Source organism: Mogibacterium sp. CM50 (assembly GCF_000293155.1).
Lineage (GTDB): Bacteria > Bacillota > Clostridia > Peptostreptococcales > Anaerovoracaceae > Mogibacterium > Mogibacterium timidum.
In genome coordinates this window covers 123,302-143,242 of the sequence record NZ_ALNL01000012.1, presented here as the reverse complement: position 1 = coordinate 143,242, position 19,941 = coordinate 123,302, and the positions used below count along the sequence as shown (strand labels likewise).

The 19,941-nt window shown below is 43.2% G+C and carries 15 protein-coding genes; 12 read left to right on the top strand and 3 right to left on the bottom strand.

All coding sequences use genetic code 11. The features are described 5' to 3' along the window. The first annotated feature begins 339 nt into the window (after nt 1–339). From dnaA to HMPREF1152_RS01850, 7 genes are all read left to right on the top strand, one after another. Nucleotides 340–1,689 (top strand): chromosomal replication initiator protein DnaA, encoded by a 1,350-nt coding sequence (dnaA, locus tag HMPREF1152_RS01880; RefSeq protein WP_009643401.1) that lies wholly within the window; start codon nt 340–342, stop codon nt 1,687–1,689. A 186-nt stretch (nt 1,690–1,875) separates the two neighbouring features. Then, the gene (dnaN, locus tag HMPREF1152_RS01875; RefSeq protein WP_009643495.1) at nt 1,876–2,979 is read left to right on the top strand and encodes a DNA polymerase III subunit beta; all 1,104 of its coding nucleotides are present in this window, start codon (nt 1,876–1,878) and stop codon (nt 2,977–2,979) included. Nucleotides 2,980–2,996: 17 nt separating this feature from the next. Next, complete coding sequence (gene recF / locus HMPREF1152_RS01870) at nt 2,997–4,082, top strand: DNA replication/repair protein RecF (protein WP_009643393.1); 1,086 nt, start codon at nt 2,997–2,999, stop codon at nt 4,080–4,082. Between the two features lie 165 nt (nt 4,083–4,247). After that, nucleotides 4,248–6,173 carry a DNA topoisomerase (ATP-hydrolyzing) subunit B gene (gene gyrB, locus HMPREF1152_RS01865; protein ID WP_036380481.1) on the top strand — a complete coding sequence of 642 codons (1,926 nt, stop codon included), beginning with the start codon at nt 4,248–4,250 and terminating at the stop codon, nt 6,171–6,173. Nucleotides 6,174–6,192: 19 nt separating this feature from the next. Further along, nucleotides 6,193–8,688 carry a DNA gyrase subunit A gene (gene gyrA, locus HMPREF1152_RS01860; protein ID WP_009643446.1) on the top strand — a complete coding sequence of 832 codons (2,496 nt, stop codon included), beginning with the start codon at nt 6,193–6,195 and terminating at the stop codon, nt 8,686–8,688. Between the two features lie 473 nt (nt 8,689–9,161). Then, nucleotides 9,162–9,620, top strand: a complete 459-nt coding sequence (locus tag HMPREF1152_RS01855) for a hypothetical protein (RefSeq protein ID WP_009643449.1) — start codon at nt 9,162–9,164, stop codon at nt 9,618–9,620. A 3-nt stretch (nt 9,621–9,623) separates the two neighbouring features. Further along, nucleotides 9,624–9,857: a helix-turn-helix domain-containing protein gene (locus HMPREF1152_RS01850; protein ID WP_330368068.1), complete on the top strand. Its 234-nt coding sequence runs from the start codon at nt 9,624–9,626 to the stop codon at nt 9,855–9,857. Between the two features lie 259 nt (nt 9,858–10,116). Here HMPREF1152_RS01850 and HMPREF1152_RS01845 read toward each other — a convergent pair whose 3' ends face one another. The 3 genes from HMPREF1152_RS01845 to HMPREF1152_RS01835 all read right to left on the bottom strand — a co-directional run bounded on the left by HMPREF1152_RS01845 (nt 10,117) and on the right by HMPREF1152_RS01835 (nt 14,241). After that, nucleotides 10,117–11,004, bottom strand: a complete 888-nt coding sequence (locus tag HMPREF1152_RS01845; protein WP_009643476.1) for a shikimate 5-dehydrogenase — start codon at nt 11,002–11,004, stop codon at nt 10,117–10,119. Nucleotides 11,005–11,076: 72 nt separating this feature from the next. Continuing rightward, complete coding sequence (locus tag HMPREF1152_RS01840) at nt 11,077–13,104, bottom strand: oxidoreductase (RefSeq protein ID WP_009643426.1); 2,028 nt, start codon at nt 13,102–13,104, stop codon at nt 11,077–11,079. Nucleotides 13,105–13,311: 207 nt separating this feature from the next. Then, on the bottom strand, nt 13,312–14,241 hold the full coding sequence (locus HMPREF1152_RS01835) for a LysR family transcriptional regulator (protein ID WP_156791933.1): 930 nt from the start codon (nt 14,239–14,241) through the stop codon (nt 13,312–13,314). 237 nt (nt 14,242–14,478) lie between these two features. Between HMPREF1152_RS01835 and HMPREF1152_RS01830 the strand changes: the two genes are divergently transcribed. From HMPREF1152_RS01830 to HMPREF1152_RS01810, 5 genes are all read left to right on the top strand, one after another. Continuing rightward, nucleotides 14,479–15,684, top strand: a complete 1,206-nt coding sequence (locus HMPREF1152_RS01830; protein ID WP_009643371.1) for an MFS transporter — start codon at nt 14,479–14,481, stop codon at nt 15,682–15,684. A gap of 168 nt (nt 15,685–15,852) precedes the next feature. Continuing rightward, on the top strand, nt 15,853–16,614 hold the full coding sequence (gene aroD, locus HMPREF1152_RS01825; protein WP_009643504.1) for a type I 3-dehydroquinate dehydratase: 762 nt from the start codon (nt 15,853–15,855) through the stop codon (nt 16,612–16,614). Between the two features lie 98 nt (nt 16,615–16,712). Beyond that, nucleotides 16,713–17,303, top strand: coding sequence for a TRAP transporter small permease (locus HMPREF1152_RS01820; protein WP_009643406.1), 591 nt, complete (start codon nt 16,713–16,715; stop codon nt 17,301–17,303). Further along, nucleotides 17,294–18,583 (top strand): TRAP transporter large permease, encoded by a 1,290-nt coding sequence (locus tag HMPREF1152_RS01815; RefSeq protein WP_009643431.1) that lies wholly within the window; start codon nt 17,294–17,296, stop codon nt 18,581–18,583. Before HMPREF1152_RS01820 ends, HMPREF1152_RS01815 begins: the two co-directional genes overlap by 10 nt. A gap of 86 nt (nt 18,584–18,669) precedes the next feature. Further along, the gene (locus HMPREF1152_RS01810; RefSeq protein WP_009643338.1) at nt 18,670–19,734 is read left to right on the top strand and encodes a TRAP transporter substrate-binding protein; all 1,065 of its coding nucleotides are present in this window, start codon (nt 18,670–18,672) and stop codon (nt 19,732–19,734) included. Nucleotides 19,735–19,941 lie beyond the last annotated feature (207 nt).

The following is a 19,941-nucleotide window of genomic DNA, read 5'->3' as shown; positions in this document are numbered from 1 at the left end:
ATCTCCTTCCATATCAATGTTTGATATAATCTAAATATAGTTGTGTCTTCTAAATTCCAAAGGCACATACATCAAGGTATTATACTTTTGAACCTCAATAAAGTCAATGAAAACGCCTTTTCTCAACTGCTCTTTCATTAAAAAAAATTTTATTTTTTTCTGAAATTTTACGACACACTATATTTTGTGGTCATTCCAACTTATTAACAAAGTTATCCACAACATGTGCATAACTTTATTTTTGAATCGTGCTAATACAGTCATTTTATAGACTTCAGCATTATTGCCGTTGTGGATTGATTTGTGTAAAATATGTTTATTCACCTAGGAGGCGGTACATTGGACACTAACAAGATATGGGAATCATTCATAGAGGAAATCAAGAAATCCACAAGCAGACTCAGCTTCGATATGTTCTTTTCAGATCTTTCTCTGTATAAACTGGATTTAGATAATAAGATCATATATATACAGCTTGAGGATATCAGCATCATCAAGTTTTTGAGAGAAAAATACATCATCAATATAGAAGATATATTCTTGAAGCTGCTCGGTGATGATTTTCAGGTTATTATAAAATCCAAGGAAGAGTATAAAAGCAACAAGATTGAGAAAAAGAGAAAGATAAAAAAAGCACCTTTTAAGGATAATTCAAAGCTTTTTAACCCTAGATATAACTTTGAAAACTTCGTAGTAGGTGGTAACAACAAATTCGCATACGCTGCTTCCCTTGCGGTTGCCGAATCTCCGGCAGAGGCGTATAACCCTCTGTTTCTCTACGGTGGATCAGGTCTAGGTAAGACCCACCTGATGCAGGCTATAGGAATTCACGTTATCAAGAACGATCCTTCTTCAAATGTCCTATACATATCGTCCGAGACCTTTACGAATGAACTGATAGAAGCTATCAATACTCAGAATACCAACCAGTTTAAGGAAAAGTATCGTAAGATTGATGTCCTGCTGATAGATGATATTCAGTTCCTGGAAGGCAAGGAAGCTACACAGGAGGAGTTTTTCCACACATTTAATACTCTGTATGAGAACAACAAGCAGATTGTAATATCCAGTGACAGGCCACCGAGCAACCTGCAGAAGCTCGATGAAAGGCTGACAACCAGATTCGGATTTGGAATAACTGCAGACGTTCAGCCAGCTGACTTTGAGACGAGAGTAGCAATACTCAAGAAGAAGATAGAGCTCGCTGACATAACCCTCGACAGAGATATTGAGGAGGTTTGCAACCTGATCGCAGAGAAGATAAAGTATAATATAAGGGAGCTTGAAGGAGCAATGAACCGTATGATCAGCTTCTCTGAGATTATGAACAACAAGATAGACCTTGATTTTGCCAAGATTGTCCTCAAGGACATCTACAGAGACACCGACAAGGCCATTGCTCCTGAGAGGATCAGGTCTACCGTCGCTTCTCACTATGATATCAAGGTTTCAGACATAGATTCTAAACGCAGAACTGCTGAAATTGCTCTGGCTAGGCAGGTAGCTATGTACATCTGTCGCGAGAGCACAGACCTGTCGTTCTCAAAGATTGGTGAGATATTTGGTGGCAGGGATCACTCGACGGTTATGAGCAACTGCACCAAAATTCAGAATCTATATCAGGAAGACGAGCTCATCAAACGCGATATAGATGATATTAATAAGAAGTTAAATAAGCATAATTTATAACGATTTATAATAATAAAAAGTCACTTTTTATTTATCCATATTTTATGAACCGTTTATCATCAGGGGTTATCAATATGATTTTTGATGGCAATGCGAGATAATATAAGTAAAAACAAAGTTATCCACACTGTCAACAGCCCCTACTATTATTACTAAATATATAATATATAAAGAAAGGGAATTTCGATGAAAATATACTGCACCAGAAGTGAACTGAACAGAGCAATCAATAACGTATCTCATTCGATTCCTACAAGAACACCATCCCCTATATTAGAGGGAATACTTATTGAAACTAAAGATGACAGGATGTATCTAACAGCTACAGATACTAATATGACTATCGAGTCAAACATTCCTGTTGACAGCGAAGGCGATGTTTCATTTGTAATAGAAGAAAAGAATTTTGCCAACATCGTGAGCAAGCTCCCTGAAGAGGAGATTCTGATGGACTACAATCACGAGAAGAATCAGATTAAGATCAACAGCGGTAAATCTTCTTCGACATTTAACTGTTTCTCCGCTGATGAGTTTCCAAGATTTAATATAGGGGAAGGTAAGAAGCTTATCCTTTCCAAGAGAGATATCAAAAACCTCATTCGCAAGACATCGTTTTCGGCCAGTGCTGATGAGCTTAACGGAGTGCTTACGGGTATTCTCATCGACCTTGGCGACGGAAATCTGCGTATGGTAGCCGTGGATACATTTAGAATGGCTATTTACAATGCTAAGGTGGATACAGATGAAAAGATGAGCATTGTAGTTCCGGCAAAGCTTCTCGGAGAGGTATCCAAGATTATCAGCGATGATGACAATGACGAGCAGCTGTTTATGGAAATTGTGGATAATAAGGTAGTGATGCTGTTCGATAACAACAGAGTGATTCTCAACACTCTTAACGGAAATTACATAGACTACAGCAGGATTATCAAATCTGAAACCACAATTAAGATTAGAACAAGCAGAATTGAGCTCATGAAGAGTATCGATAGAGCTGCTATCATTGCTTCGGAGCAGAACAACAACCTCATTAAACTCAATATAGAGGATGAGCAGATTGAGATTACATCTCTATCCGAGAAGAGCAGTATCAAGGAGATGGTCGAGATTATGAAGGATGGAGAAAATATTGAGATTGGATTTAACTCCAAATACATGATGGACGTGCTCAGGGTTATCGACGATGAGGAAATTATCCTCAACATGAGCGACAGTGTAAAGCCTTGTATCATTACACCTCTCAAGGGAGACACCTATCTATATCTGGTGCTTCCTGTAAGAATTAACTGATAATGGGATAATTTCGGATGAGAGTAGATAGTATAAAATTAAAAAATTTCAGAAATTACGTCGAGCTCAAGGCAGAGTTCGATGGCAAACGAAATATAATAATGGGTGAGAACGCGCAGGGTAAGACTAACCTGATAGAGGCTATATATCTCTGCGCGTTTGCGCGTTCTTTTCGTACTAACAATTCTACTGATCTCATTAAAATTGGAGAGGATAGCTGCAATATCACGGCTGAAGCGGTTAGCGATGATATAGATAAGAAAATAAGCATAACAATCAATAATAGTGGCAAGAAGATGATTAAGAAGGATAATAAGTTCCTTCACAGGACTGCGGAGCTGCTGAACAATTTAGTTGTTGTCGTTTTTTCACCGGATGACCTGAGAATTATAAAGGACAGTCCCGAGAAGCGCAGAAATTTTATTGACAAAGAGATAAGCCAGCTCAGACCCAGCTATTTTGATGCGCTGCGCAATTATAAGGAAGTGCTGCGTCATAAAAATTCTCTGATCAAACAGCTGAGAACACCGGGTACAGATGGCAAGATGATGGATATGCTTGAGATATATGATATGCAGCTGGCTCAGTACGGTGGTGAGATTATTAAGAGTCGCCGTGAGTTTGTAGCTATGCTGTCTGAAAAGGCATCAAAGATACAGAGCAACATATCAAAGGAACGTGAGACACTATCAATCAAATACGTCGAGTCGGTCGCTGCTGAAAACATATTAGATGAGATAATTAATTCAAGAGAAAAGGATATATATAATGGTCACTGCAGTATTGGTCCGCATCGTGACGACCTTGATTTCTATATCAATGGCATAGATGCCAAGAAGTTCGGATCTCAAGGGCAGCAGCGAACAGTTGCCTTGGCTCTCAAGTTGGCTGAAATTCAGATTGCAGAGATGATTCTAGGTGAAAACGCTGTACTACTGCTGGACGATGTATTGTCAGAGCTCGATAGAGAGAGACAGAGCTATCTGTTAAATGAGATAGAGGATGTCCAGTTATTTCTTACGACAACTGAGGTGAACTCGGAGCTCCTGCAGGGTATGGAGGGCGGCAATATTTTTAAAGTAAAAAACGGGACGCTTATATAAAAATAAGGAATTTATAGTTATAAAAGGACGATAAATTGTAAAAATATCGAAATATAGGCGATTTAAGGTAGTTTTATTCATTAAAAGGGTAAAACTACCTTTATTGATATTTTAGAGCCTCTATGCTAAAATAAATGGGTTAGAAATATGAAAAGGAAGGTCAATATGAGCGCGGAAAAAAAGCAACAAAAGTATGATGCCTCTCAGATCACAGTACTTGAAGGACTAGAGCCTGTAAGAGTAAGACCTGGTATGTATATTGGTAGTACAGGGCCTGCGGGACTTCATCATCTCGTATACGAGATTGTTGATAACTCTGTCGATGAATCACTTGCCGGATATTGTAAGCACATTACAGTAACGATAAATGAAGATAATTCGATAACTGTTACCGATGATGGACGTGGAATGCCTGTAGACGTTCACCCCAAATTGGGGATTCCGGCTGTTGAGGTTATTCACACACAGCTGCATGCCGGAGGTAAATTCGGAAGTGGAGGTTATAAGGTTTCCGGCGGTTTGCACGGAGTAGGTGCATCCGTCGTTAATGCTCTTTCAACTCACATGATTGTAGAGGTTAAGCGTAACGGCAAGCTCTACAGGCAGGAGTACAAACGAGGGAAGACAGTAACTAAGCTGGAGGTTATCGGAACCTCTAAGGATACAGGATCAAAGACAACATTCTGGCCGGACCCGGAAATTTTTGATGGAACTGTATTCGAGTACGACATCCTACAGCGTCGTATGCGTGAGATGGCTTTCCTCAATAAGGGATTGAGAATTTCTATTGAGGATAAGAGAGAGGGGAAGGAGAAGAGAGAAAGCTTCCACTATGAGGGCGGAATTATCGAATTCGTGCAATATCTCAATAAGAATAAGGGTGTTGTCAACAACAAGATATTCTATTTTGAGTATGAGAAGGACGGATACGAGGTGGAAGTCGCTATGCAGTACACAGATAGGTACAGCGAGCTGACACTTTCTTATGCTAATAACATAAATACAATCGAGGGCGGTTTCCATCTGATGGGATTTAGAGCAGCTCTTACCAGAACTGTCAACGATTACGCTAGAAGAAGCAAGATTCTCAAGGAAAACGATGATTCTCTGCAGGGTGAGGATGTAAGAGAGGGTCTGACAGCAATCGTCAGCGTTAAGCTTACAAATCCACAGTTTGAAGGGCAGACCAAGGCTAAGCTCGGCAACAGCGAGGTAAGAGGTTTTGTAGAGAGCAACATGAACGAGAATTTGTCGTTCTACCTCGATGAAAACCCTAAGGAAGCCAAGCTGATACTCGATAAATGTCTTAAAGCAGCACGTGCCAGAGAGGCTGCAAGAAAGGCCAGAGAGATTACTCGTAAGACATCGGTACTCGAGACAACATCTCTTCCCGGGAAGCTTGCAGACTGCTCGGAAAAGGATCCTGCACTTTCCGAGATTTTCCTTGTAGAGGGAGATTCCGCCGGCGGCAGCGCTAAGTCAGGAAGAGATCGTAAGCGCCAGGCAGTACTTCCGCTGAGAGGTAAGATTATCAATGTTGAGAAGGCGAGAGCAGACAGAATTTTGAACTCGGACGAGATTAAGAACATGATAACTGCATTCGGATGCGGAGTCGGCAGCAACTTCGATATTGACAAGCTCAGATATCACAAGATTATCATCATGACAGATGCCGACGTCGATGGCGCTCATATCAGAACGCTTCTTCTGACATTCTTCTATAGGTTTATGACTCCTCTGATCGAGAAGGGGTATGTTTATGCTGCGCAGCCACCGCTATTCAGAGTAAAGCAGGGGAAGGAGATTCATTACACTTATTCAGATGCTGAGCAGGACAAGCTACTGGCTGAACTCAAGGCACATAATAAGAGCACTAAGATAGAGATTCAGAGATATAAAGGTCTTGGTGAGATGGACTTTAATCAGCTGTGGGAGACTACTATGGACTACAACCACAGAACACTCGTACAGATTAAGATTGAGGATGCAACTGCAGCAGATGAGATATTTACAACGCTGATGGGAGATAAGGTTCCACCAAGAAAGAAGTTCATTGAAGATAATGCAAGATACGCTACATTAGATATTTAATGGACATTAAGGAGAGATAATGAGTACGCTTTTAGAAGATAGCAAAATCATCACTCATGAAATATATGATGAGATGAAGAATTCTTATATCGACTACGCGATGAGCGTTATCGTCGGTCGTGCACTCCCGGATGTTCGTGACGGACTCAAGCCTGTGCACAGAAGAATTCTATATGGAATGAGTATCCTGGGTACTACTCCTGACAAGCCGCATAAGAAGTCGGCACGTATTGTCGGAGAGGTAATGGGTAAATATCACCCGCACGGTGACAGCTCAATCTACGACGCCATGGTAAAGATGGCGCAGGATTTCTCAACTAGGTATCCATTGGTTGACGGACACGGCAACTTCGGTTCCGTCGATGGAGACGGCGCAGCTGCTATGCGTTATACAGAGGCGAGAATGAGCCCATTCTCACTGCAGATGGTTCGTGATATCGACAAGGATACGGTTGATTTCATGGACAACTTTGACGGGGAGGAGAAGGAACCGGTTGTACTTCCTTCGAGAGTGCCTAACCTTCTGATAAATGGATCTAACGGTATTGCCGTAGGTATGGCGACATCCGTTCCGCCTCATAACCTGAGTGACACTATCGACGCTTGTATTAAGAGAATAGACGACGAGAATTGCACTAACGATGAGCTAATAAAGATTATTAAAGCACCGGATTTTCCTACCGGAGCCATGATTCTCGGAAGAGAGGCTGCCAAGGAGGCTTATGAGACCGGAACAGGAAAGATCACGGTCAGATCTAAGAGTGAAATAGAGGAAACAGCTCGCGGCAAGATGAGAATTGTCATCACTGAGATTCCTTTTCAGGTCAACAAGGCCAGACTCATCGAGTCCATGGCAGACCTGGTTAGAAACAAAAAGGTTGAAGGTGTCTCGGCAATACGCGACGAATCCAACCGTGAAGGCATGAGAATCGTCATCGAGCTTAAGAAGGATGTAAATCCTAACGTAATTCTCAACAGGCTGTACAAACACACGCAGCTGCAGGCGACATACAGCATGATTATGCTTGCCCTTGTCAATGGGGAGCCTAAGATTCTCAAGCTGGTTGAGATTATAGATGAGTACCTCAAACACCAGAGGATAGTAATCACAAGGAGAACTAAGTTCGATCTGGCTAAAGCAGAGGCAAGAGCACATATTTTAGAGGGTCTGCTTATCGCCTTGGATAACATAGACGAGGTAATTAAGGTAATTCGTTCAAGCTACAACGATGCCAAGGAAAAGCTGATGGTGAGGTTTGGACTAAGCGAGGTTCAGGCGCAGGCTATCCTCGATATGAGACTTGCCAGACTGCAGGGGTTGGAACGCGAGAAGATTGAGAACGAGCACAACGAGCTCATGGAAAAGATTGCTTACTATAAGTCAATCCTCGCTGATGAGCATAAGCTTATGGGGGTAATAAAGGATGAGCTTCTCGAGATTAAGCATAAATACGGTGATGGCAGAAGAACCAAGATTGTCGCTGACGACGGTGGAATAGACGAGGAATACCTTATCGATGAAGAGGATGTAGCAGTTACACTGACACACCTCGGATACATCAAGAGAGTTCCTGAAAATACGTACAAGGCACAGCGCCGCGGCGGAAAGGGTATCGTGGGACTGACAACCAGAGACACCGATTTTGTAAAGGATCTCATCATCACCTCGACCCACGACTACCTGATGTTTTTCACCGACCTAGGTAAGGTCTACAAGATAAAGGCTTATGAGATTCCTGAAGCATCCAGAACTGCCAAGGGTACACCGGTTATCAACTTCCTCAACCTGGACCAGGGAGAGCGGGTAACGGCGGTTATACCGGTCAAGGAATTTGCAGATGATAATTATCTGATCATGGTTACCAAGAACGGAACTATCAAGAAGACACCAATGTCTCAGTTCGATACCAACCGCAAGACAGGTCTCATAGCTATTACGCTTAAGGACGACGACAAGCTGATAGCCGTAAGTCAGTCAAGTGGAGATGAGAGTGTATACGTTATTACCAAGAAGGGTAAATCTATTACATTTCCTGAGGACGACGTTAGAAGCATGGGTAGAAGTGCAGGCGGAGTTAGAGCTATCAGCCTGGATGACGGCGACGAGGTCGTATCTATGGAGCTCGACAGTACCGGAGAGCGCGAGCTGCTCGTAATGACCAAGAAAGGGTTTGGTAAGAGAACGAATCTGGATGAATATAGAGTTCAGACTAGAGGCGGCAAGGGTGTTGCGACTTATGACAAGACCAAGTTTGCTAAGACCGGTGAGCTGGTAGGGGCGACGCTTGTAAGCGATGATGATGAGATCATGCTCATCAACTCAAACGGTGTAATCATCAGAATCAGGGCTAACGAGATATCTAAGTCCGGAAGGACAACCCAGGGTGTCAAGATAATGAAGGTCGAGGATGGCGATGAGATAGTATCCTTCGCAAAGGTTCTCGATGAAGACGCGGCCAAGAAGCCTATGCTTAAGAAAGCGAAGGCAGATAGCGAGCAGATGACACTGGTTTAAGGAGTTAGGTTAATAAGAATATTAAATAATAAGCAGATGATGTAAGGGTCAAAAGGGTAACATCACAACTTACGGTACCATGGTGTAATATCAGCGACCGCCAAGAACAATATATGGAGGCGATTTCTCAGATAATATGCTTTTGATCCCAACATCATAATATTAAGATAAAAGAGCAGCCGCATGATGAGGGTTGCTTTTTTTGTAATCGGATGTGGATAATAAGTGCGAAGAAATAACCCGCAAGACGTTCTCCGCTTTGCCTAAAATGGGAACAAGAGGGTGTCGTGATTATCAAAGTAAGCTGATAAAAGTAAAGCTTTACAAATATGTATTAATAAAAAACAATTTAACAATCAAAACATATTGTTTTTCGATATGCTTTGAAGTAATATTTAGATAAAGTAATGGTATGAGGAAAAGCATTTCGATATTTTACCGTGTAAAATTCGCAAGAAGAAAGGAGCACCAAAATGAACAGAGATAATATAATATACAAAACTATAAGAATAATATTAACAGGATTTACATTAGCTACAGTTCTGGCAGTTTCTCTAGGCAGTGTTGATATATTTACAGCTGGACTTCTTAACTATGCAGTGTTTCTGGAATATCTGTACGGAATTGTAATTACAGTGGGGATAGTTGTTGTATTGGTTAAACTATGGATGTTTCCAAACATAAAGGATGGCATAACATTAAAAGAAGCAAGAACTTGCAGATTAATTGCCAATATCTTCCTGATTGAGTTCTTGTGTGAACTGATTCACGGAGCTTTATCAAATAAAGGCGATAGATTATTTGAGGTATTTAATGTAAGAGTATCAGTTTTAATGATAGTATTCCTCCTATGTGCTTTTGCATTTATGTCAGTAGGAAAACTTCTGGTAAATTATATTGAATTACAGGAAGATAACAAGTTAACAGTATAGGCTGTGAAGAGAGAAAGAATGTCAATAAAAATTAATTTAGACAGTGTTCTGGCAAGTCGCAATGTGACAATTCGCGAGCTGTCAGAAGCAATAGATATAACGCCAGCTAATATTTCAATACTAAAAAACAATCGTGCAAGGGCAATTCGGTTTACGACACTTGATAAAATGTGTAACTACTTGGAATGTTCTCCTGGTGATATTATTGTGCATGAGAAGGATCAGGCGAATGGATAAAGGGACTAGAAGTTGCCACCGGCATATCGAGATATTAAGCAACAAGAGAAGCCGGCTCACAAGGCTTCTCTTGACATGCTTAAGTAAATTGTCCCTTTTTGTCCTAAAGGCATATTCCTTACAAATGGAGTGCTACATTCACTATCTACCGCGGAAGGCTAATTTACAGAAAAATCCCCCCGCTCGCTTTCGTGAGTTTGAACAAAACTTGAAAACGGTCTCGTACAGGACAATGTCTGCACAGCCTGCTCACAGTATACTAGATGCCCAGCTGCTCCTTCATATAGGCTACATCTGTATCCTTACCGGTATATAACTTAATTGCAATCAGCGCTTGGAAGAGCATCATTCCCATACCGTTGTAGACTCTCTTCACCCCGGACTCTTTAGCCTGCTTCATCATGACTGTCTCGCGTGGAGCATAAACTGTATCTGTTACGATGAGATCCTCTTTAAAGAATGAACCATCCGGAATGTTAGACAGTTCCTCAAGAGGGTGCATTCCTACGCCTGTAGCATCACAGAAAATATCTGCTGCCTGCATCTCTGTCTTAAGCTTACCTTTATCAGCGAGGTCGTACATGTATGCCTTGCACTTCGTTTCCTTGTTGATCAGCTCTACGATCTCCTCACCTCTCTCATAGAACTTATCTCTGATGTTGAAGACATGTAATTCCTTGATGCCATCGAGGGCGCCACGAACCGCGATAGCTGTAGCAGCGCCTCCTGTGCCGACGAGAACCATCCTCATTCCTTTGAAATCAATTCCTTCTTCCTTGATTGCCTGCCAGTAGCCCATGCCGTCGGTATTATAACCCTTGAGTTTTCCTGTGACATTGCCGTTCTCATCGCGAGTATTTACAACTGTGTTGATAGCACCGCACAGTCCGGCTGCTTCATCAACGTCGTCGAGATACTTGTGAACAACTGTCTTGTTGGGCATCGATATATTGGAGCCGAGCATTTTAAGAGCGCGAATACTCTCTACCGCCGGCTCAAGTGTATCGTTATCTACTTCAAAAGCGAGCTGAATAACGTCATCGCCATTCTTATCATATGCCAGATTGTGTGTTACCGGCGACTGTGTATGACGGATTGGATAAGCCATTAGACCGACCAGCTCTGTATGACCTGTAATATTTGGCATTTCTGCACCTCTTTCTTGCCCCGCAGGGCTTAACTATTAACGGTAATTGTTGTATATATGTATGCTGATTCTTTATGCAAGTTCAATCTCACTGAGATCCAGAAGACCTCTCTTATCAAGCACGTTCAGGATGGCACGCCCATCCATGGTTCCTTCCATGATATGACGTGCACGGACCGAATCTCCGATATTATAAACATCAACGTCGGTATCATCATATTCCTTGTGAAGCTCATCGAGAATAGGATTGTATGCGGCTAAGCCAAGGGCACTGAAGCCGAGGTCAAACTCAAGCTCCTCCACATTGCCTTCAGGTGTCTTAACCACTATGGAATGCTCCTTTACCTCCTGAATAGCGGTGTTTACATATTGCTTTACGTGATTTACCTCGAAGGTCTCTTTAATCGAGCACTTGGTGATAGGATCAGCGACAGCGCCAATAGTAGGAAGCATATCGACGATAGTGCAGTCTGCGCCAAGCGGTGCGAAATACTCTATAATATCGAGACCTACAGCTCCACCTCCCATAACAAGAACCTTCTTACCTCTGCAGAACTCTTCAGGATATTTTCCGGCATTCACATTATTGATCATGATGAAGATATCGTCTAAATTTCCGGCCGCCCTGTTTTCACGCAGTCCCGGAATCGGTGGCACTACCGGATGTGAACCGGTGGCATTTACAACGATATCCGGATGGAATTTATTAATCTCCTCTATGCTGGCTTCTGTGTTTAGGAAAGTGTATAGATTAGGCAATCTCTCAGCTCTAGTCCTCAGATATCTTGGGAAGTCCTTCATTCTCGTTTTGCCGGGAAGATCAGAGATAAACTCGGAGAGACCGCCGAGCTTGTCGGATTTCTCAAACAGAAATACATTGCAGCCTACCTCTGCAGCAGTACATGCTGCTTCCAGACCGGCTGTACCGCCACCAATTACGACTACATTGCAATTTTTGTTCACTCTCAATCGTTTATATATATCACCTTCAGGAACTGCCGGATTCACCGTGCAGCGAATAGGACGGTTGATACCGATACGATTGCCTGCACAACCGACATTACAGCTGATACATTTGCGAAGAATATCTGTTTCATCGTGCTCTACCTTCTTCACCCATTCAGGGTCAGCGATGAGGCCGCGGCCGATGCCAACGATATCCACATCTCCGCTCGCAAGCACCTCTTCGACAACAGCGGGATCCCTGTAGTTACCGGCATTGATGACAGGCTTCTTGTATGCATCCTTAACCGCTCTTGCCATATAACGCTTCCAGCCGTCAGGAAGGAAATTGGAATCAATCTGATAATGCAATGATGGGTTGAGAGCTGCCGACACGTCATACACATCTACGAATTCATCCAGATACTGAAGATACTCGATAGTATCCTTCAATTCGTTTCCTCCGGGAACTCGCTCCTCCGCGGAGACCCTGACGATGATAGGGAACCAAGGGCCAACCTGTTTGCGAACCTCCTCCAGTACCATTCTTGGAAATCTCATACGATTCTCAACCGAGCCGCCGAATTCATCATCTCTCTTATTGTAATAAGGGGAGATAAACTGAGACATCAGATATGAATGGCCGCAGTGAATCTCAACAGCATCAAAACCAATGGCTTGAGCTCGCTTGGCAGCCTCTCCGTACTTCTTTACTGTTTCCCGGATTTCTTCTTTAGTCATCGGACGCGGGGTCTCACCACCGTCTTTGGTAGGTATATTAGAAGATGAAACTGTAGGTACACCTGTTCTCGCAGAGGACGCAGATGCTCCGGCGTGGTTGATCTGAATAGCAACTGTAGAGCCCTCCTTATGCAGACTCTCGACCAATTGATATAATCTAGGCATGAATCTGTCGTGGTCAATTCGCAGCTGACTGGTTCCGTTGGAACCGACAGGATACTGCACGTTAGCGTTTTCCACGATGATAAGACCTGTGCCGCCCTTCGCGCGAAGCTTGTAGTAGTTCATGTGACGATTGCTCATCTCTCCGCTTGCTTCTCCATAGTTGCTACCCATAGGGGTCATAGCAATTCTATTCTTGATAGTAGTGCGTTTGACGGTAATAGGCTCAAAAATGTGCGGATACTTCTTTTTCATAATAATCCTCTCTTTGTCCATAGAATTTTTCATAGGCTGGTTCATGTTTGTGACAAATTTATTTTATATGAGAAGATTGTTAAATAAAATTACAATTTAGTGCGACAACTGATACGTACAAGCTATTAATTGATATATGTTTATCAAAAGAAAAAGGATAGAGATTATTCCTTTTTCGTGTCCACTTTCATCTTACAGGTTCAGAGATTATTCTTCCTCTTTTTCTTTGATGCAGCCGGCCTCGACATATTCCTTGAAGTGTTTGGCGGCCGGCATTAAGAAATGATTCTTCATGCATATCATATAAGTGTGATGGTAGAGCTCAAGATCCTTCACTCTATGGAGAGTAATTTTTCCTTCATCGAGCTCATCGATGTTAGGTACCAATGCAATGCCGAAGCCCTCGGAAACCAGGGCATGAATAGAGTGTTCATCAGGACATTCGAATGCAACATCCGGCGAAAGCGATAGCTTCGCGCACAGGCGCACCATATACTTTCCCATCCATGCACCACGTTCATAGCTGATGAGAGGGTAGTTGTTTAATTCATTGATGGATATGGAATCTTGAGAGTCGAGCGGATGACCTTTAGGTGTAATAATAACCAGCTCTTCCTTTATAATTGGATAAAAATCCAGATCCTCATCGTCAGGTATGTGACCACCGAAGCCTACATCAAGCTCTCCCATCTTTAGCTTAGCGATAATAGCAGGGGTATGTCCTTGGTAAAAGTTGAAGGAAATACCTTCATTTTCTTCCTGTTTAAGAAAGGAGCGAACGAGATGGGGAATATAATGATTGGCCAACGGATATACGTAACCTATATCGACCTGCCCGCCACCCTTGGCGATTTCCTGCATGCGGTTCAGGGCCACGTCACATTCGCGAATAATTCTCTCTGCATGTATGAGGAACAGTCTGCCTTCCTTAGTGAGCTCTATTCCTCTGCCGCTCTTATCAAACAACAGAACTCCCAGCTCGGCCTCGAGCGATGATATTGAGCGCGAGAGTGAAGGCTGGGAAATATAAAGCTTCTCAGCCGCCCTTCTGTAATTTTCATGCTCAGCTACTGCCAAAAAATAGCGCAATTGATTCAATGTCATAGCCACACCTCGATAACCTTCTGTCCGATGCATTTGTTTTCGATTAACGTCATTGTGTTATAGTGATTATATATCATTGATACCTTTTGTGCATTAATTGTGCCATCAATTAGCATTGGAGTGCAGTTCAAAATATTGATAGACTATTTACAAATATTAGTTAAACATTTAACAGCTAAAGGCAGGCTATGTTTCTACGTTTGTGACGAAATGTGATGAAATTAAAAGAACAGAATTATTTAGTTACACTTTGTGGTGAGGAGAACTTAAATGAACAAGAAATATTTGCCAAGTGCATTAGTCATGTACTTGAACTACTTTTTACACGGTATAGGAGCTGCCATCTTGGGACAGGCTCTTATCAAAGATGCACTTGCTGCGAGCTGGGGAGTCGAGGCTATGGCCATCACAGCTATTTCGGCTGCACTTGGACTCGGGCGGCTTATAGCCCTGCCATTTGCAGGCCCGTTATCCGATAAGCTGGGCAGACGCGTATCTTGCGTCATCGGTGGACTTTCATACGCTATCTATCTTATCGGTCTGGCAGCAGCATTCAATGCAAGCTCACACGGAGGTTATCAGATAGCCTACATCTGTGCTATTGTCGGGGGTATAGCCAACTCATTCCTCGATACAGGCATATATCCCGGTGTTAGTGAAATATTCTCAAAGGCTCCGGGCGTTGCTACTATGGGAATCAAATTCTTCATATCTATCTCGCAGATGCTGATTCCATTTATTTTAGGAATAACCGTTACTACAACGGCGGCCGGTATGAAGTCATACAACACACTTTTCTATGTTGCAGGACTCAGCTATATTGTGCTTGCAGCACTAATATTCTTCTTGCCTCTTCCTGATGCAGATGCTAAGAAAGAGAAGAAGGAAGGGCTTATGCAAAACATTAAAGCCACTCACTTCTCAATTGAATCCATCGCAATGATTCTCATCGGATTTACGACTACCGGTACATTTCAGCTATGGCTGAACTGCGCACAGAACTTCGCCAAAGACGTTGTAGGTTGGGCAGATCCATCTAAGATGCAGACATATTATTCGCTTGGAACCTTCCTCGCACTCATTGTTACTGCACTTCTAACTAAAAAGGTTAGAGACGTTCGTTTTATCTTCGTTTATCCGGTGATCTGTCTGGTGACGATGATTGCGGTATACCTTGTAAAATCCCAGACTCTCTGCACCGTAGGGGCATTCCTTATCGGCTGGGCAGGTGCCGGCGGTCTGCTTCAGATCGCAACATCCGTTTGCAACATGATCTTCCCTAAGATTAAGGGAACTGTTACAGCACTCGTTATGATAGCGTCTTCTCTCTGCAATTATACTTTACTGACAGCCGCAGCAAAGATGAGCCCATCCGGTGTAATGATGATGAACATAATACTCACGGCAGTAGGGGTACTGCTCGGACTCTTCGTAAACATGCGATATTCGAAGATGGTGGAAGTTAATCAGGAATAATGGTGTGGTCTGAGGCTCTTCATACCGGTTAAAGCTGTAGTGATATAGATGCAGAGCCACAGTGCCTGATAGGAATATATCAGAGATGTAATTGAATGCCCGGAAGAATCCGGGAGAAAGGAAAAAAATCCAATCACCATCCTCGATGATTGGATTATACGTATAGACATGAAGACAGTGAAAGTAAGAAATGTAGAAATCGGCTCCGGCATACCGAAGATTTGTGTACCTATTGTCGGCATTACAAAAGAAGATATCATCGCCGAGGCCAAGAGTCTTGATAACCTTCCTGTAGATGTGGTCGAATGGCGTGTCGATTGGTTCGAGAGCGTGTTCGATTTCGGTAAGGTTGAAGATACGCTCAAGGAACTGAGAGCAGCCCTCGGAGACCTACCCTTGCTCATGACATTCCGTACCTCCAAAGAAGGGGGAGAAAAGGCTATTGAGGCGGATGCTTACGCAGAGCTTAACATCAAGGCTGCAGAGACCGATTACGTCGATCTCGTGGATGTAGAGGTGTTCACCGGAGACGATATCGTAAAGAAAATTATCACCGGTGCCCATAAGGCAGGGGTCAGGGTAGTTGCTTCAAATCATGATTTCGACAAGACTCCGGATAAGGATGATATCGTTTCACGACTCCGCAAAATGCAGGATTTGGACGCAGATATTCCGAAGATTGCGGTGATGCCGACAAGCAAGAAAGATGTTCTCACACTTCTCGCTGCTACAGAGGAGATGTATAGAGAATACGCAGATCGCCCTATCATCACCATGTCGATGGCAGGAACCGGTGTAATATCGAGACTTTGCGGTGAAGTATTCGGCTCAGCGCTCACCTTCGGAGCAGCGAAAAAGGCATCTGCTCCCGGACAGATGGGTGTAAACGACCTCAGCACCGTACTTACACTATTGCACAACGCGTTATAAATGCTATACAATGTGCTTAAGGTTGGGTTCTTATAGAACCCAGCCTTTCCCTTTTTATTTACATATCCTGTAAACGTTTTGATCGGAAGGAGAATGCTATGAAGAAAGTGATTCATTTTCTCGACGAAAGCTTGGAGGAATCGCTGTTAATCGCACTTCTCATAGGGATGACAATGATCATGGGCATACAAGTAGTCTCTCGATATGTTTTCGGTATGTCGTTATCCTGGTCTGAGGAATTAACCCGCTACATGTTCATATGGAGCGGATTTCTTAGCGTCAGCTATTGCAGCAAGAAGTGTTTATCCATCAAGATTGAACAGTTCGTTTCTATCTTTCCCAGACGCGGCAACGCAATCTTCAAGATTGTGAACCATACCTTTGAGTTAATTTTCTTCATATATATGATTCCTATTGCGTTCTCATACATGATGTCTGCCGTGGAGAGCGGTCAGGTATCTCCTGCCTGCTCAATCCCCATGTACTATATACAAGCGGCACCATTTGTATCATTCATCTTTGTGGCATTTCGTATTGTGCAGCGCTGGATTATCGAATTCAAAATTGCCATTGGCAAGAATGTCTATGATCCTATACATCCTGAGCGCTCCGGCACAGATGCTGTTATCGAGGCGAATGCAGAACACCTTGATTCCACTAACGGGGAGGTGAAGTATAAATGTCGATAGGTATCCTCTTCATCATCTTCGTTCTACTGCTCATCATCGCCATACCGGTGGGGATCGCTCTCGGTATCACATCAGTACTGCCCTCACTGGCGGATCCGTCATTTACAGTCGGTGCGAAATATATGGTGCGTGCCATGTTCGGTGGGCTTGATTCCTTTCCTCTTTTGGCGGTGCCTATGTTCGTCCTGTCAGGAATCATCATGGCTAAGGGTGGAATCTCCAAGAAGCTCTTTGACGTCTTCGCCTACTTTCTCGGGAATCGCACGGCCGGAATGCCTTGCGCAGTCATTGTTACCTGTCTGTTCTACGGAGCCATTTCAGGCTCTGCGCCGGCGACGGTAGCTGCTGTAGGTAGTATGACCATCCCTATCCTCACAGAGCTTGGCTACGACCTCAAATTCACGACAGCCATCGTGGCAGTCGCAGGCGGCCTGGGAGTTATTATCCCTCCAAGTATTCCCTTTATCATGTACGGCATGGCATCCGGGGCATCAGTCAGTGACCTTTTTATTGCCGGTATCATACCCGGTCTGCTCATCGGCATCCTCCTGATGGTCTATGCATTTTATTATTGCCGGAAGCATGGTGAGGATAAGCTCAGGATTCAGACGGAAGTACAAAAGCTACATGACAGAAGCCTCGTAACCGTACTTAAGGATAGCTTTTTCGCTATTCTGAGTCCGGTTATTATCCTGGGATGTATATATTCGGGAGTCGCTTCACCTACCGAGGCTGCCGTCATCTCCGTGTTCTATGCCCTTATTATCAGCCTGCTGGTATATAAGAGTATTCATCTGAAGGATCTCGGAGAAATATTTAAGGAAGCCATTCGTACCTTCACCCCGATACTCTTCATCCTAGCCGCTTCTACGGCTTTCTCGAGAGTACTAACACTGATGCAGGTGCCTCAGACAGTCAGCGAGCTTATCAGCTCAAATTTTCACAGCAAGATTATAATCCTGTTCATTATAAACGCATTCCTGCTCATCGTAGGAATGGTCATGGATACAACGCCGGCAATCCTGATCCTGACACCTATCCTGCTCCCTATAGCTACGAACATAGGCGTGAATCCTATCCAATTCGGAGTCATCATGGTGGTGAACCTGGCCATAGGCTTTATCACTCCTCCTATCGGAGTCAATCTATTTGTAGCCGCCTCCATAACAGATGTTTCAGTCATGGATATCGCGAAAAAAGCTCTTCCTATGATTGGATATTTTCTCGTGGCTCTTGTGCTGATAACATTTATCCCGGCGCTTTCGCTGGCGCTGCTATAGGATATCCAAGGTTGAACGAGTTATTGTAGGACACTTTTTCATAAGAAAATGTGTCGGTAAGAAATATTATACGAGGAAGATGCGGAATGAAAAACAAAAAAATGCTGACCATCACCTTAATCCTCATAACAATACATTTGCTTTTCCTCTCAAGCTGTTCTATCAGTTCAGGCAACTCCGGGTACAGCAAGTCAAAAGCAAAAAAAGCTGTCAAAGCCGTAGAAGACGGCGGGGAGCAGCGTTATGCATTACCACTCGCTACAGCAAGTCCGGAGGATACTGTTACCCAGCTTTATGCTGATAAATTTGCTTCTGAAGTATACAGACTGAGCGACGGCCGTATAAAAATTCAAGTTTATCCCAATTCAACGCTCGGCGGAGACAGAGATCTTCTCGAAAGCTGCCGAGATGGAGATATACCTTTCATCGTGCAGAATACCGGCCCGCAGGTGACATTTATGCCTGATCTGGCGGTGTTCGATTTACCGGAAATTTATGATTCTATGGATGATTACAGAGCGATTTTAGACAAAGCAAGGTTCAGAAGGCTCCTAAATACGACTTACAGTAAGGGTGGATATCACTTCCTGGGCATAGCAGACCAAGGGTTCCGCGTCATGAGCACAAACAGGAAGGTTCAGAGTATAGATGACTTCAAGGGACAGAAAATCCGCACTATGGAAAATAGCTATCATCTGAACTTCTGGGAATCTATAGGTGCTAATCCGCTGCCTATGAGTTTCGCCGAGGTGTATATCGGGCTTCAGCAGCATACCATTGATGCACAGGAGAATCCTTATGAGGTCATCGTCTCCAATAAGCTTTACGAGCAACAGAAATATATTGTTGAAACTAATCATCTACCTCACATGATTTCACTTATTATGAATGAGGATTTCTATAATACGCTATCTGCAAAGGATCAAAAGATTATGGATGAAGCATCCGCTAATGCTACCATCTATGCCAGAAAGCAGGCAGATAAGCGCATCCAAAGGCAGATAAATACCGTCAAAAAGAGTGGCACAAAAGTTATCGAGTTAGATGATAAAACTCGTGAAGAGATAAAAGCACGCTCCAAAGGAGTTCGCCGGAAGATACGGAAGCATGTAGATAAAGAAATATATGATGAATACATTAGTGCCGGGTAGACCAAAATGCGTAAACTTGCGTAGTTGGGGTTATAGGACAAAACGAGTTGGTAAAAGCAAGGTGATAAATTAAGGAATTGTCAATATATCGTGCGATAAATTAAATTTATAACAGACAGAAAGGTATTCAAAAATACAATCCTTTGAATATGCACGATATTATACAATTAGCACGATGCATTGGTCGCATTCCAAGGGCTGGATTGG